Raw genomic sequence first — 15,412 nt, 5'->3', positions numbered from 1 at the left:
CCAAATGAAATTAAGGAACTCAGACTAAGAACGTCACATCCTGTGACAACGTCTGAGTGACCCACATCGTGTGGGCCTAAAGCCTTCGGCGGATGCCACGATTTTTTAAAGGAAACTTTTCGAGTAGAAAGATCAAAGACTAAAAACTCCACATCCTGTGGGCCAAAAAATCGGGCGCAAATACGCCAAGGCGCATTTGATATGTTCTTGAATCAAAACAAACCATCCTGATTGGGATGGTTTGTTCGATACGTTTATGGTTTTCTGATATTTTTTGTAGTTGGGGATTTTCGCGTATTAGGTGAACCTTTTTTTTCCTCGCGAGCGTCTACTATTTCACCTTTGTAAAAGTCCTTTTTACTAAATGTAATCCCTAACTCATGCCCCATTTTTTTCAAGAAACTTTCCTCACGCGCATTGACGATGGAGATGACTACACCCTTTTTCCCCATTCGACCTGTTCGACCTGAGCGGTGAACATATTGTTCTGTTGTTTTCGGAAAATCAAAATGGATTACATAGGTGACATCCTGAATATCAAGACCCCTTGCTGCAACATCGGTTGTTAGCAATAATGGAATTTTTCCGGCACGGAAATTTTTCATCGATTGCTGTCGTTCCTGTTTTTTCGCTTCTCCAGCAAGAACCGCAACATCAATATGGTTATAGGTTAACTTTGATTCAATTTCTTCTACCTTTTCAAGACTTTTTATAAAAGCAATTGCCTTGTCTGGCTCAGTAAACATAATTTTGCGAAGCACATCAATTTTATCACGCTGTTCACTTAGGAAATAGATGTGTGATGTGTTTTCCTGGTTGAGGGTTTGTTGTACCCGAATCATCTCCGCGTTGTTCATTAAGGACTTCGCAATCTTTTCAGTTTGCTCAGAGATTGTGGCTGAGAAGAACAGAATTTGGCGATCCCTTAATGTTGATTTAATAATGCTTTGTACATTCGAAAGATGTTCATTTGAAACGAGCTGGTCCGCCTCATCAACAATCAAAGTCGTAACCTCATGCATTTTCATTTTTTTCATTTTGATAAGTTCAATAATACGGCCAGTTGTTCCAATCACAATTTGTGGACGATCCTTTAGCTTCTCGACCTGTTTTTTTACATTTGCACCACCAATGAAAGATGCGCTTACGATATTTGTGCCTTTCGTCCACTTTTTAACCTCATCAAAAATCTGCATGACAAGTTCTCTGGATGGAGCAAGAATCACAATCTGGATTCCGCTCTTTGTTTCATCGAGCTTTTGTATCGCAGGTAGTAAGTAGGAAAGAGTCTTCCCGGTTCCAGTCGGGGATTCGCATATGACGTCTTTTCCCTCAAGTATTGCTGGGATGGCTTTTTCTTGAATAGCCGTTGGTGCCACGTAACCAGATTCCTCCCAGACTTCCTGTATAAAAGGTTTCATTTCTTCTAATTGAGACCATTTTGTCATTGTTTGTACCTTCCTTATTCAGTTCACTTTAAATTGACTAGTTTTTATTCTAACTATCTTTTGAAGAAAGTGCAAAAACAACTTGGTTCGGGGGACGTTTAGTCTCTAATTGGACTAATCATGAATATTTCGTTAGAAAGTTGATGACTTGCAATTGTGTCTGTTCTGGAACACCACCAACCTCCTAATAACTGGATTGCGGCGTACTCCCAGAGCGACTGGAGTGTCACCAACCTCCTAATAACTGGAATGCGACGTACTTCCAGAATGGCTGGAGTGCCTTAATTCTCCTAATAACTGGTATATAGCGACTCCCAGTGCAGCTAGAGCGCCACCAACATCCTAATAACTGGAATGCGGCGTGCTCCCAGTACGACTGGAGTGCCGTCAATTTCCTAATAACTGGAATATGGCGTGCTTCAAGAGCAGCTGGAGTACCATCAACTTCCCAATAACTGGAATATGGCGTACTTCCAGAGCAGCTGGAGTACCGCCAACCTCCTAGTAACTGGAATTCTATGCACTCCCAGTGCAGCTGGTGTACCGTCAAACTCCTAATAACTGGAATTCTATGCACTCCCAGTGTAGCTGGAGTACCATCAAACTCCTAATAGCTGGAATTCTATGCACTCCCAGTGCAGCTGGAGTGCCGCCAAACTCCTAATAACTGGAATATGATGCACTTACAGTACGGCTGGAGCACCATCAACCCCCTAATAACTGGAATACGGCGTCCTCACTAATCATCAAAAATGCCCCTCACTAAAAATGAAGGACATCAACAAAACATTGTTCTATTAGATTTTTATAGCTTCTCTTACTTTTGCGGATGGGTCTTGTGAGAAGGTTCCTTTGTATTCAACAACCTCAATTTCGCAGTTTGGTCCAATGATGACGTTGTTTCCACGAACCATTTTCGCATTTGTATATTCAATCTCAATTTCATCTGCCTCGATGATTTCTGTCGTCAGGGAAACTGGATAGACAGATTTAAAAAGATTATTTAGGAAACTAAAGATGCCTTTCTTGACCTTAATGGTTCGACCACCGATTTCTTTCGCACGACATTCACCTGCAATGGAGATATCGATTACGTCCGAGTTTAATAATCCTCCGATTGCAAAGCCACCTTCACCTTTGAATTCTTCAGCCTCACAATCTTGTTCTATCGTAGCTTTTCCTCTGATTCTTATTTCTTCCCCTTTTAAGCTACCGCCGATTTTTCCTTTACCTGAGATCTTCATTTTATTAACTTTTGCATCGTCACGAATACCACCAGTGCCTTCAATCGAAAAACGATCAAATTCGATGGAGCCTTCAATGCTTCCACTTCCGCTTATTTTGCCTTCATTTCCTTTTATATTCCCTGTAACAGTGCCAGTGCCATTTATCGTAAAATCATTGCATTCCACATCGCCGTGGACATTACCTTTTCCATTAATTAATACTTTATTAAAGCTACCACCACCGGAAGATCCCATTCCGTTAATAATTAAGTTTCCTTGATTCTCAAAGTTCACCATACTTTAACCTCCAAATTAGATTAATTTAGTTCGCAGTTCTTCAATTTCATTTGCAAAAGCTATCTTGACGATTAGCTTTGTTCCTTGTTCAATAACCAAATCCGTTGTACTTTGCACAATAAAACATGTTGATACACCAAGTTTGCGAAGGATGACTAGTTCACCGTAGCTTTGTTTTTCTTTTGCAAAATTATCATTTGAAACTTGGATCACCATTTTAGCTTCCTCAAGACTGATATCTCCTGATTTCAGAAGCTTTTCAACAATATAGACCGTTAAGATTCCTTCAAAATGAAACTGTTCTGGGCTTTCTAAATTCTGTTCTAGGTAGAGATTGATGGTTGTTTCAGAAGCGAGGCCTCGTTTCACTAGTTCCATTTTACTGAGGTTTAATTCTCCAACACTTGGCGAGAACATTTCCGCCATTTCATCAAGGGATAAATTTTCCTTCATTTTTTGAATTCGATCAATTCTCTCTAAGATCCTTTCTTTTGGAAAAAAGGTCTCCTGCCCAGTAAAGGTGGATTTACGGATAAACCACTCCTCAGGGATTAGATCTTTTCGCTTCCATCTATAGAGCTGCCCATAAGAAATGCCTGTATGTTCAAGTAATTCCTTTTTCGATAATAACTCTTCACTCATTTCTAAACGGCTCCTTTCTGTAAGAACAATGTAACATAACACTGTTACGTTATGCAATAATAAATTTACAAAAACTTGAAAATAATTAGTGGGACTTGAAACCTCTCCCTCTGACCAAAAAAAAAAACTGAATCGCCTTTAAAGCGAAACAGCTTTATAATTGTTTTATCGTGCTAACCATCCACCATCAACAGCTAGTGTGTGGCCATTCGTATAATCTGATGCGCGGCTTGCTAGGAATACGACTGCTCCCATTAGGTCCGCTGGAGTTGCCCAGCGTGCTGCAGGAATACGTGATAGGATTTCTGCATTGCGCTTTTCATCTGCACGGATTTGTACAGTGTTATTTGTTGCTACATATCCAGGTGCAATTGCATTTGTTTGAATTCCGTACTCAGCAAGTTCATTGGCAAATGACTTGGTAAGACCATGCACAGCATGTTTACTTGCCGTATAAGGAGGAACAAATTTTCCGCCTTGGTATGATAGCATGGATGCAATGTTGATAATTTTCCCGCTCTTTTGCTCTACCATTACTTTTGCAGCCTCTTGGCTTAAGAAGTAAAGGGAGTTTAAGTTAAGGTCGATTACCGCATCCCAATCCTCTTCCTTGTATTCTAGAATTGGAGAACGACGGATTGTACCAGCGTTGTTTACTAGAATATCCACTTTTCCATATGCTTTTACACATGCAGCTACTACTTCTTTTGCATTTTCTCGTTTAGATAAATCCGTTTGGAAAAATTCGACACGTCGGCCTTCATTTTCGATTAATTCTCTAGTTTCGTCCCAGCTTGTGCCGTGTGTTACCACGAAAAGGTCTGCTCCTGCTTTTGCTAATGCAACCGCAAAGCCTTGCCCTAGTCCAGTAGCTCCGCCAGTTACGATTGCAACCTTTCCTGTTAATGAGAAAAAGTCTAATGAGAAATCAGACAATTGTGTTGTCATTTCTATGTCCTCCAGTTCTTATCGTAGATCCTCCATAGGTACAACATCCATGTCAGTGTATGTGATGTTTTCTCCACACATACCCCAGATAAATGTGTAGTTGCTTGTTGCCGTACCAGTATGGATAGACCAGCTTGGTGAAATTGCAGCCTGCTCATTCTTCATCACAAGATGTCTTGTTTCATCTGGTTGACCCATGAAGTGGAATACACGAGTTTCAGGCTCCATATCAAAGTATAGGTAAACTTCCATTCTGCGCTCATGTGTATGACATGGCATTGTGTTCCAAACGCTTCCAGGAGAAAGCATCGTTAGACCCATTTGTAGCTGACAGCTTTCACATACATTTGGATGAACATATTGATAAATTTTACGCTCATTAAGTGTTCCAGGTTCGCCTGCTTCTAATGGTGTAATTTCATTGATATCAATTTTTACAGTTGGATACTTGTGGTGTGCAGGTGCTGAATTGATATAAAACTTTGCAGGATTGTTAGGATCCTTAGAAGTGAATAATACTTCCTTCGTTCCTTTACCTACATAAAGTCCATCCTGACGCACCATGTTGTACTCTTCTCCATCAAGAATAACCATACCTTCGCCACCGATGTTGATAATTCCTAATTCACGGCGCTCTAAAAAGTACTCAACACCTAATTCTTTATCAAGTTTAATTGTTAATTCTTTGTCAGTTGGAGTAACTCCCCCAAAGATCATGCGGTCATTATGAGTGTATGTTAAATGTACCTGGCCAGGCTCGAAAATCGTTTCCACTAGAAATTGCTTTCTTAATTCATCAGTATTAAATCGTTTAATTTCCTCCGGATGATTTGCATAACGTGTTTCCATTATCATATTCCTCCTAAAAAAATTTTTTATTTGAATATCTTAGCGGACGATTTTACCGGGGGCATTTTGTGAAAATGCTTTGATATCCTCTTCCGAAAAGACATTGCTATCTCCATGAACAGTATGTTTTAATGCAGAAGCTGAAGTGCCAAAGGTGACGATTTGCTCGGGCTCGTATCTTTCTAAAATCCCAAATAAAATTCCAGAAGCAAAGGCATCCCCTCCTCCAACTCGGTCTACAATTTGGTTGATGTCATGCACCCTAGATTGATACAACTCACCGTTCACAAATAAATTACCTTGCAATGTGTTATGGGAAGCAGACATTACGTCTCTAAAAGTAGAATATAAGTATTTGAGATTCGGATACATTTCAGTTATCTTTCTATAATAAAAAGCAAGTTTCCCTGAATGGTCCAAAGTAACATCCGCTTCTTCAATTCCTAATAGGTTAAGCGCATCCAATTCCCCACATGAGCAAATATCCACATATGGTAAAAATGGTTTGATTGCAGCGGAAGCCTCTTCAAGACTCCATAATTTTGCTCGATAATTAAAATCAAAGCTTGTTGTAACACCTAGTTCTTTGGCAATTTTGAAACCTTCTAACGTTAATTCCTGCAAGGATTCTGAAAGGGCAGGTGTAATTCCCGTTACATGAAAAAGATCTGCACCTTGTAGAATTTCTGAAAAATGAACTTCATCAATTGAAAGCTGCGCGAAGCTTGAACCTTTTCGGTCATATGTGACCTGTGCACTTCTTTCGCCTACACCTGTTTCCAAGTAATATGTACCGAGGCGCTCCCCACCTTTTAAAAGATAATCGGTTTGAATGCCGAATGAATGTAAATGTCTCTCATACGCTTGACCAAGCGGATTGATTGGTACTTTCCCAACAAAATAGACTGCATAGCCAAAACGTGAAAGAGATGCTCCCACATTTGCTTCAGCTCCACCGTAATGCAATGTTAGCTGATCGGTTTGAAAAAGGCGTTCTCCTAAATTAGTTGATAAGCGAAGTAAGGGTTCACCAAATACAACAATCTTTTTCATAATTACGCCCCTCTTACTTCTTTAACTTTAGCGACATATTGGGCTGCGTATTCTGTTATTTTCGCGTAATCTCCTGTTTTTGCAGGGGCAACCAAATTCCCACCTACACCAACAGCTACACATCCATTTTGAATCCATTGATCAATGTTTTCAAGACTAACTCCACCCGTCGGCATGATGTTTACCTGTGGTAGTGGTGCTTTAACCGCTTTCACAAAATCCGGTCCAAAGGCATTTCCTGGGAAGAGCTTAATAATGTCGGCACCAGATTCAAGCGCACGTTTCATTTCCGTAATGGTCAAACACCCTGGCATGTATGGAATTTGATACAAGTTACATAGTTTAGCAGTTTCTTCATCAAAGCTTGGGCTAACAACAAATTGTGCTCCTGCTAATATAGCAATTCGTGCAGTTGTTGCATCAAGAACTGTTCCAGCTCCAATTACAACTTCACTATTTTTGTAGATAGAAGCTAGTTCTTTAATAACCTCGTCGGCACCATCAACTGTAAAGGTCACCTCGATTCCAATGATTCCACCCTCTACACAGCTTTCTGAGATTTTAACTGCTTCTTCTTTTGAGTCTGCTCGGACAACAGCGACAACGCCGCAATCTGCGATTTTTGAGAGTATCTTTATTTTTTTCATGGTTTCCTCCAAAATCTCTTGACTATTTCCTATTTGGAAATTAACTTTATTATATGGAAACTTACAATGCAATTATATATATTAATGAAAGGGATTTCAACATAAAAATTGGTATTTTTAGAAAATTAGTTAAAGTGAGTGATTAGCTTGGAAGAAAAGAAACAACCATATGGCACCGTTCTAATTAAAGCCGACAATATCTTAAAATATTTGTCCACTACAGACAAACCTCAAAGCCTTCAACAAATAGCGAAAGAAACTGAACTAACTAGCTCTACAGCATTAAAAATTTTAGATACTCTCCAATTAATAGGGTATGTACAGAAGGACAAGGAAACAAAAAAATTCCGCTTGGGAAAGGCAATTATTAAATATGCCAACAAAGCATTAAACCAAAATGAAATAAAAGATCTCGCACTCCCATTTTTGGAAAAACTAAGGGAACAAACGACCGAAACTGTCCATATGGGTATCCTTGACCAATCAAGCATTATCTATATCACAAAATTAGAAAGCTTTAACCCGGTCTCATTGTACTCCCGTGTCGGCAAAGCAATCCCGCTCTATTGTTCAGCAATGGGAAAATCAATCTTAGCCGACCAAACCAATGAACAAATTGAAGACTACTTAAGCAAACATACTTTAGAAAAAAAGACAGAAAAGACGATTACAACAAAAAAAGGTTTTATGAAGGAAATCAATGATATCCGTAAAAACGGATTTGCATTTGACAATGAGGAACACGAAGCAGATATATTCTGTGTAGGGGCAAGCATTACAGCAGGTGGCAAAAACCATGGCGCATTTAGTGTCAGTGTGCCGAAATACCGCATTACCGATGAATTTATTAAGCAAATTATTGAAAATGTACTTGCTTGTAAAAGAGGAATTGAAAGTGAATTAGTGTAAAGGGCAGCTGTTAAACGGCTTCCCTTTTTTTATAAACCCACCTAAAATTACCAATGAAGGCTCAAGTCCCGCCATATCAACATTCAATAATTCTTTGTATTTTACACTAACTCCCAATTATATAAACTATCAAAAAACTCATTGACCTTCTTTTCCCTCTCTGTTAATATACCAATATATTAAAAATCCATGACGAGAAAGAGTACGATTGGAATCCTGTTCCCCAGAGAGTCGACAGTTGCTGAAAGTCGATGTTCAGAGCCATCCGAAAATCATCTCAGAGATGCAAAGCTGAAATAAGTAAGCTTTGACGGGGAGTCCGCCGTTACAAAGGAACACGTATGTAAGTACGTTAGTGAGTGTCGCGCCTTATTTGGCTGCGAAATCAGGGTGGTATCGCGAGTTAACCTCGTCCCTATTTTTAGGGGCGAGGTTTTTTATTTTTCGTCGGGACAACGGACCTGTCCCTCTGGCCTATAAAATTATATTAAAAAAATAAAAAAGGAGAGTTTTAAAATGAAGAAATTAGATACTTTGTTTATCGGTTTTATGTTATTTTCAATGTTCTTTGGAGCAGGAAATTTAATTTTTCCACCATTTTTAGGTGCTGGTGCCGGTACAAACTTTTGGAGTGGTATGCTTGGATTTATCGTAACAGGAGTCGGTTTACCAGTTCTTGTAATCTTCGCTGTTTCCCTTGTTAAAGGGGGAGCTCAGGCAATGGGAGATCGTGTCCATCCAGTATTTAGCACAGCTTTTATGGTTGCTGTTTATCTATGTATTGGACCCTTTCTTGCGATTCCAAGAAACGCAAACGTTGCATTCGAAATGGGGATTACTCCATTTTTACCTGAATCAACTAATACAGCTCTAATCCTATTGCTTTTTTCTGTCGTCTTCTTTGGAATTGTATTTATTATCAGCTTAAACCCTAGCAAAATGGAACAATATATGGGTCGCTTCATTGCTCCAACCTTGGTAGTTGCAATCATCATTTTAATCACTGTTGGATTGTTTAAAATGGATACACCATTCCTTAGCCCAGCAGAAGGCTATCAATCAGGTGCGTTTTTCACAGGATTCCTAGAAGGGTATAACACAATGGATGCTCTTGCCTCTCTTGCTTTCGGAATTGTAATCTTAAACTCTATTCAAAAAAAGGGCATCGACAATCGTTCACAGTTAACAAGATACACATTTAAAGCAGGAATGATTGCAGGAGTCCTTCTTTCCGCAATCTATGTTGGAATTGGATTAATTGGCGCAAAGATGGCAGGTCACGGCACTTTTGAAGATGGTACAGAAATTTTATCTTCTGCGGCAACCCTATTATTTGGACAAAGTGGAACTTTACTGCTTGGCTTAATTTTTACCTTAGCTTGTTTTACAACCGTTGTTGGATTAACAACAGCTTGTGGCCAGTATTTTTCAAACTTAATTCCTAAGGCAAGCTATAAAACAGTGGTACTTATTGTGACACTTGTCGGATTTACGCTTTCAAACCTTGGATTAGCACAGATTTTAAAAGTCTCTGTTCCTTTCCTAGTAATGACTTACCCACTCCTAATTGTGTTAGTGGTGTTAACATTCTTTAGTCGTTACTTTAAGAATGTGAAGGCTGTATATGGTTCAGCGATGTTATTTACAGGTGTATTTGCACTAATCAGTGGATTAAATGCATTTGGTCTTGATCTCGGACCTGTTCAAGATATGAAAAACATGCTTCCACTTGCATCTGCTGGATTAGAATGGATCGTTCCCGCTCTCGTTGGTACAGCATTAGGGCTTGTAATGAGCCAATTTAGTAAAGGCTCAGAAACTGTTGAAGCTGAGATAAAGGCATCATAGCGATCTAAAAAAGGATAGATACCGTCTTTGGTATCTATCCTTTTAATATTATTCAAAGGAAGTTTTTTGCGCGGGCTCGAAAAAATTCGGGCGCAAATACTCCAAGGCGCATTTGATTTTTTCAGTCAGTCCTAATATCCAATAATTTTTGACGTAATTCTGTTTCCATGGATGCGAGTTCAAGCTCGGCTTGACGACGCTTATTACGACCTTCTTCTTGAATACGTAACGTTTCTTCTAATGTAGAAATGAGGTTTTCCTTCGTTCTCTTCAATGTTTCAACATCGACTAAACCACGTTCATTTTCCCTTGCAGTTTCAAGTGTATTGCTTTTTAGCATTTCAGCATTCTTCAATAAAAGCTCATTTGTAGTTTTGGCAACTTGTTTTTGTGCCTCTACCGCATTACGCTGTCTGATTAATGTTAACGCAATCGCCACTTGGTTTTTCCATAACGGAATCGCCGTCATGATTGAAGATTGAATTTTTTCCACAAGGGCTTGGTTTGTGTTTTGAATCAAACGAATTTGCGGCGCACTTTGAATCGTGATTTCCCTGCTTAGTTTCAAGTCATGAACACGTTTTTCTAGACGATCCGCAAATTGAACCATATCATTTACTTCTTGAACCTTCATTTGGTCATTAGTTAATTCCGCTTGCTTCTTTATTTCTGGGATAACTTGTCGATGCATCTCTTCAAGTTTTAATTCACCCGCAGCAATATAGACGTTTAAAGCATCAAAATAGTCCTTATTGTTATCATAAAGCTTATCAAGGATCGCGATGTCTGATAACAAGACATTTTTACTTCGGTCAAGCTTGACACTAATTCGGTCAATCTGTGCCCCTGTTTTTTGATATTTAGACAGTACCTCTTGAACGGAATTAGATACTTTTCCAAAAATCTTTGAAATTACAGATCGTTTTTCAGGGTTCAATTCTTCAGGCTTCATGTCATCAAGACGATGCATGAGGTCTGAAATGATTTTTCCAACCTCACCCACGTCATTTTTTTGAACATGCTCAAGCATTGTATTTGAAAACGAAAGCAGTTTATTTTGAGCTGGTGTTCCGTACGAAATCATTGCTTGGTGATTTGTTGGGTCTATTTGTTTCGCGAGTTGTAATGCTTTTGCCTTATTTTCTTCTGGTAGGACATCTACTAATCGAACAGGCTTCTTTTCTTCTTCATGTGTTAGGATAATAGGGTTTTCCTGTTCAACTTTTTTCTCATCAAATGGATTTGCAAGTAATTCATCCATTAAATTAGCAGGCTCTTTATACTTTGGAGAATACTGTTCACTCATACTGATTTACCTCCTGTTTTGATCAATAAATGTGGAATCCTTAGCTTGTTTATTCGAGTTCTTTGCTACATCGATTTCGAAATGTAGGTCATCTATATCATTCGAGAGCATTTTGTGTAAATCCTTCTCAATCGTGTTTGTTAATTCTTCAAGTACCCTACGTGTTTCATGCAGTGACCGCTCAAGTTCGCTATTTTTCTTCGGTTGGGATGAAAGAAAAGCATACTTTTCGGTTAACTCTACAACTGAATCGAGATGCGAAAAATAGAATCGTTCAGCTAGATAAAAGCGTCTTGGTTCACTCTTCGTTAAGCGGTAAATTTTCTTTGTAACCCGATGTAGATCAACTCTTTGCTTTAATGACGGGATGTGACGAACTTTAAAAATGGATTTATTAAGTCTAGCAAGTTTTTTCCTTGCTTCATTTAAATTTCTCTCAATATACTGATATTCCTTCCTCGTTAGCCGATGTTTTCGTAAAAAGGATCGTTTTATAATGGCTGACGTGCCAAAATAGGCAATCCCGCCACCTAATAATGCATATCCAGACGAAAGTAGGAAAGTTTGTTCAAATGCAAAAAAGCTTACTAACCAAACAGTAGCCATAGTTGGCACTGAAACGAACGATTTAACAATAAAAGCGAGAAACGAATTCATATCATCGACTCCTAACATTTGCGTCTTATTATTATATACGAACCAACACGAACGTTGGTTTCAAAAACTTTTGAGGGAAAATTTGGTGGTGTTTTTCTGTGTAGCTCCGCTGTTGATGAAGGACTTAACTTGGTGCTGGGCGCTTGGTTTGGGTCTTCATAAGCTTGATGAAGGACTTTCGACTGACGCCGTCGCTCCGTTCGGGACTTCATAAGCTTGATGAAGGACTTTCCGCCAACGATGGCGCTGCGTTTGGGTCTTCATCAGCTTGATGAAGGACTTTCCGCCAACGATGGCGCTGCGTTTGGGTCTTCATCGCCTTGATGAAGGACTTTCCGCCGACGATGGCGCTGCGTTTGGGTCTTCATCGGCTTGATGAAGGACTTTCCGGCGGCATTGCCCTCATGTTCGGGGCTTCATCACTCCGATGAAGAGTTTTTCTTCGGTGCTAGCTAAGCGTTTTCCCTTTCATACCCCGATGAACAGGATTTCTCCCGTGCTATCACAGCGGTTTCCTCTTCATCACCCAGATGAACGGGATTTCTCCGGTGCAAGCGCAGCGGTTTCCTCTTCATAACCAAGATGAACAGGATCTCCACGGCAATGTCACAGCGTTTTCCTCTTCAATAATCTCTTCTTCCTCAAGTTAACTATACTATAAGATATTTATTCGAACTATGGACCTAGAAATTACAAGAATCTAAGACTTGAGGCGTATTTTCCGAAAAAGCACTTTGAATTTCGTCCACCCATACCTAATTATAGTCATTTTTTTAAATTTATAGTAAATTATCTGGAAATTATTCATATGATGTAGTATAGTACATTATATCACTAATGCACTAATGTACATATTCACCTAAGGAGGTGTTTGTATGAAGTTTAAGCAGGATGGGGCAAAGCCTATCTATGTCCAGATTTCAGAATGGATTGAAACCGAAATTTTGAGTGGAGCGATACTTGAGGATCATAAGGTATTTTCCCAGTATCAGCTTGCGGAGATGTTCAATATTAATCCTGCGACTGCAGCTAAGGGGCTGAATCTCCTTGCAGACGAAAATATCCTATATAAAAAGCGAGGCCTGGGCATGTTCGTGACGCCAAATGCTAAACAATTTATTTTAGAGAAAAGGAAAAATCAAACGATGAAAAATCTTGTAATGGAGCTTGTGATGGAGTCTGATCGTTTAGGAGTTAGTGTAGAAGAATTGGTCAATATGATTAAAGCTGAGAAAGAACGGCAAAGGGGGAATGGGAAGTGAATGCAATTGAAGTTCAAAACGTATCAAAACTCTACGGTGAAATAAAAGCTTTAGAACAACTTACTTTTACTATCGAGCCAAATACTATAACTGGAATCATTGGGAGAAATGGTGCTGGAAAAACAACCCTCTTAAAAATAATCGCCGGATTTTATCCAATTTCTTCTGGAGAAGTTCGTGTATTTTCGGAAAATCCTTTCAATAATTTAAAAGTATCTGCAAATCTCATATTTGTGGATGACAATATGGTTTTTCCAGCATGGTTAAATTTAGCCGAAATCTTAAAAGCAAGTGCAAGCTTCTACCCTAATTGGGATAGTGAATTGGCAAAACGACTATTCGATTATTTCGATTTAAATCCAAAGCAGCTTCATCACCATCTCTCAAAAGGAATGAAAAGCACATTTAATATGATTATCGGTCTCTCTTCCCGCTGCCCAATTACAATCTTTGATGAACCTACAACAGGAATGGATGCGGCGATACGAAGGGATTTTTATAAAGCGTTATTGAAGGATTACATTGCACATCCAAGAACAATTCTCTTTTCAAGCCATCTGCTGAACGAGATCGATAGTATCTTAGAAAATGTTCTCCTCATTCGAAATGGTTGTGTTGCACTCCATGAACCAATTGACGATTTGAAGGTGTATGCAGTTGGGCTTCGTGGAAAAACAAACCTCATCGAACAGGTTACGAAGGGTATGGAAGTCATTTATATTGAAGACCTCGGCAATGATTATACCTACTTGGTTGTAAAGGATATTTATCCAGAAGATACATGGCTAGAAGCGAAAAAGCTTGGGATTGAACTTTCACCTGTTGCAACTGAAGATCTTTGTGTGTATCTCACTGCAAAGAATAAAGGGGGTATCAATGATGTATTTAACTAATGCTAGTTTACTTGATGTTGTTAAAAAGCAGTTGTTTTTTAAGGTCCGGTCATATTATGGAACGTTCACGAGCCTTGCTACTGTCCAAGCGATTGCCCTTTTGTTTTCTTTTAATGGTGTTGGACAGATGGGGCTTAGTGGAATTACCATTTCAACCTACTCAGGAAGCTTGGTCTATGTTTTTACTGTCTTTTGGGCTTTTATTACAGCTATCACCTTAACAACCAAGCCCTATCATTATATTGATTTTTCATTTGTGACCAACAGAATGAGCAGTCATCTTTCAACGGTAGGGATGCTGGTTGTCTATTCATTCATTGCCAGTCTCACCTCGACTTTTGCGGGGATTCTGTTAAGGGTTATCCTGTTTTTCAAGGAAGATAGCAGTAAGATTATCGCCAACCAATTTTTCTTATCTTTTTCTGATTTGCTTGTAGGAATTTATATCGGTGGCTTGTACCTGCTATTGTTTGCCAGTCTAGGATATTTCATTGGCATGTTTATACAGATAAACAAACTGTTCGGATTTGTGATTCCAGCGCTTATTATTGGATGGGGAATATATGAGATGAGATTCTTTGACACATTTAGCGCCTTTACGTTTTTTGCATTTGAAACATCCATTCTTATTTTTACAATCAAGGTAGTAGTTTCAGTCGCGTTGTTGATGTGGATTGTCATTGTTGCGACTAACCGATTGGAGGTTCGAAAATAATGTCAGTGATCGGTACATTCCTACTTCCTGCCTTAATCTTGTTTATCATAGCAGTCGTTTTAGTTTCTGTATTTTTTGGTAAAAAGTTCAATGGTGCAAAAAGTACGAAACTATTACTCGGAACGTATTTTATCATTTTAACAGCGTCCGTGATTGTTTATTATTGCATCCCGAAATCAAGCTTTTTTACATCCGAGAGTCATACTCAGAACTTGACCTTTGAACAAATTCATCAAGCGATAGATCAAGGGACATTTAAAGATGTTGAAGCAATAAAAGTAAAAGAAAAATGGAATATTCCATTTGATAAGGACAGACTTAATATTCAATATCTAGAAAATAACAACACATCTACTTATTTTGATCGGAAAGAAAATGACGACCAAACCATTGAGGTTATTTATTATGTAGCAAATACAAATTATAACGGGTACGATTTTTATGAAGAAATCCCATTACCTACTGTTTCAATCGAAGGAGATCACTTGGTTGCGAATTCTTCTATGGACTATGACAATGAAGTTAAGCTCTATAGCTTTCATAATGATTTTGTCATCTCCCAATTTAGAGGTGGTGGGATGACAGAGGAGTTTGAAAGAAGGTTTGACGATGATAAGCCACTAAATTATGATTTCTTCATCATCCGTGTTCCAAAAAATCTTGAGTTAACTGGGAGCGAGTTTGCTATCTTTTTAGGAGAATGAGAAAAGGA

At 38.9% G+C, this 15,412-nt stretch carries 15 protein-coding genes and 1 other annotated feature; of the genes, 6 read left to right on the top strand and 9 right to left on the bottom strand.

The window, feature by feature from the left end; genetic code table 11:
- Positions 1–254: 254 nt before the first annotated feature.
- The 7 genes from V7097_RS06050 to V7097_RS06020 all read right to left on the bottom strand — a co-directional run bounded on the left by V7097_RS06050 (position 255) and on the right by V7097_RS06020 (position 7,110).
- Positions 255–1,448, bottom strand: a complete 1,194-nt coding sequence (locus V7097_RS06050) for a DEAD/DEAH box helicase (protein ID WP_335702707.1) — start codon at positions 1,446–1,448, stop codon at positions 255–257.
- 797 nt (positions 1,449–2,245) lie between these two features.
- Complete coding sequence (locus V7097_RS06045) at positions 2,246–2,971, bottom strand: polymer-forming cytoskeletal protein (RefSeq protein ID WP_335702706.1); 726 nt, start codon at positions 2,969–2,971, stop codon at positions 2,246–2,248.
- 15 nt (positions 2,972–2,986) lie between these two features.
- On the bottom strand, positions 2,987–3,613 hold the full coding sequence (locus V7097_RS06040) for a YhbD family protein (RefSeq protein WP_335702705.1): 627 nt from the start codon (positions 3,611–3,613) through the stop codon (positions 2,987–2,989).
- A 165-nt stretch (positions 3,614–3,778) separates the two neighbouring features.
- A complete protein-coding gene (gene kduD / locus V7097_RS06035) occupies positions 3,779–4,561 on the bottom strand; it encodes a 2-dehydro-3-deoxy-D-gluconate 5-dehydrogenase KduD (RefSeq protein ID WP_335702704.1) in 783 nt (260 codons plus the stop codon).
- Positions 4,562–4,579: 18 nt separating this feature from the next.
- The gene (gene kduI / locus V7097_RS06030; RefSeq protein ID WP_335702703.1) at positions 4,580–5,410 is read right to left on the bottom strand and encodes a 5-dehydro-4-deoxy-D-glucuronate isomerase; all 831 of its coding nucleotides are present in this window, start codon (positions 5,408–5,410) and stop codon (positions 4,580–4,582) included.
- A 39-nt stretch (positions 5,411–5,449) separates the two neighbouring features.
- Positions 5,450–6,463: a sugar kinase gene (locus V7097_RS06025; protein ID WP_335702702.1), complete on the bottom strand. Its 1,014-nt coding sequence runs from the start codon at positions 6,461–6,463 to the stop codon at positions 5,450–5,452.
- A 2-nt stretch (positions 6,464–6,465) separates the two neighbouring features.
- Positions 6,466–7,110 carry a bifunctional 4-hydroxy-2-oxoglutarate aldolase/2-dehydro-3-deoxy-phosphogluconate aldolase gene (locus tag V7097_RS06020; protein ID WP_335702701.1) on the bottom strand — a complete coding sequence of 215 codons (645 nt, stop codon included), beginning with the start codon at positions 7,108–7,110 and terminating at the stop codon, positions 6,466–6,468.
- A gap of 147 nt (positions 7,111–7,257) precedes the next feature.
- Between V7097_RS06020 and V7097_RS06015 the strand changes: the two genes are divergently transcribed.
- Together V7097_RS06015 and brnQ are read left to right on the top strand one after the other, a co-directional pair.
- Positions 7,258–8,019, top strand: a complete 762-nt coding sequence (locus V7097_RS06015) for an IclR family transcriptional regulator (RefSeq protein WP_335702700.1) — start codon at positions 7,258–7,260, stop codon at positions 8,017–8,019.
- Positions 8,020–8,199: 180 nt separating this feature from the next.
- Positions 8,200–8,439 (top strand) — a binding site (T-box leader).
- A 96-nt stretch (positions 8,440–8,535) separates the two neighbouring features.
- Complete coding sequence (gene brnQ, locus V7097_RS06010; protein ID WP_335702699.1) at positions 8,536–9,867, top strand: branched-chain amino acid transport system II carrier protein; 1,332 nt, start codon at positions 8,536–8,538, stop codon at positions 9,865–9,867.
- 121 nt (positions 9,868–9,988) lie between these two features.
- Here the strand turns inward: brnQ and V7097_RS06005 are convergent, their stop codons facing one another.
- Both V7097_RS06005 and V7097_RS06000 read right to left on the bottom strand, forming a co-directional pair.
- Positions 9,989–11,173, bottom strand: coding sequence for a toxic anion resistance protein (locus V7097_RS06005; protein WP_335702698.1), 1,185 nt, complete (start codon positions 11,171–11,173; stop codon positions 9,989–9,991).
- 6 nt (positions 11,174–11,179) lie between these two features.
- Positions 11,180–11,830: a 5-bromo-4-chloroindolyl phosphate hydrolysis family protein gene (locus tag V7097_RS06000; protein WP_335702697.1), complete on the bottom strand. Its 651-nt coding sequence runs from the start codon at positions 11,828–11,830 to the stop codon at positions 11,180–11,182.
- An 875-nt stretch (positions 11,831–12,705) separates the two neighbouring features.
- Here V7097_RS06000 and V7097_RS05995 point away from each other — a divergent pair.
- Genes V7097_RS05995 through V7097_RS05980 form a run of 4 tightly spaced genes read left to right on the top strand, consistent with a single transcriptional unit; the run spans position 12,706 to position 15,404 of the window.
- Positions 12,706–13,092, top strand: coding sequence for a GntR family transcriptional regulator (locus V7097_RS05995; RefSeq protein ID WP_335702696.1), 387 nt, complete (start codon positions 12,706–12,708; stop codon positions 13,090–13,092).
- On the top strand, positions 13,089–13,985 hold the full coding sequence (locus V7097_RS05990; RefSeq protein ID WP_335702695.1) for an ABC transporter ATP-binding protein: 897 nt from the start codon (positions 13,089–13,091) through the stop codon (positions 13,983–13,985). The genes V7097_RS05995 and V7097_RS05990 overlap by 4 nt, the downstream gene beginning before the upstream one ends.
- Positions 13,972–14,700 carry a hypothetical protein gene (locus V7097_RS05985; RefSeq protein WP_335702694.1) on the top strand — a complete coding sequence of 243 codons (729 nt, stop codon included), beginning with the start codon at positions 13,972–13,974 and terminating at the stop codon, positions 14,698–14,700. Before V7097_RS05990 ends, V7097_RS05985 begins: the two co-directional genes overlap by 14 nt.
- Positions 14,700–15,404: a hypothetical protein gene (locus V7097_RS05980; protein ID WP_335702693.1), complete on the top strand. Its 705-nt coding sequence runs from the start codon at positions 14,700–14,702 to the stop codon at positions 15,402–15,404. The genes V7097_RS05985 and V7097_RS05980 overlap by 1 nt, the downstream gene beginning before the upstream one ends.
- Positions 15,405–15,412: the final 8 nt, after the last annotated feature.

The sequence above is a fragment of the Bacillus sp. JJ1562 genome, assembly GCF_036962705.1.
Lineage (GTDB): Bacteria > Bacillota > Bacilli > Bacillales > Bacillaceae_L > Ferdinandcohnia.
This window is presented reverse-complemented; position numbering and strand designations above follow the sequence as displayed.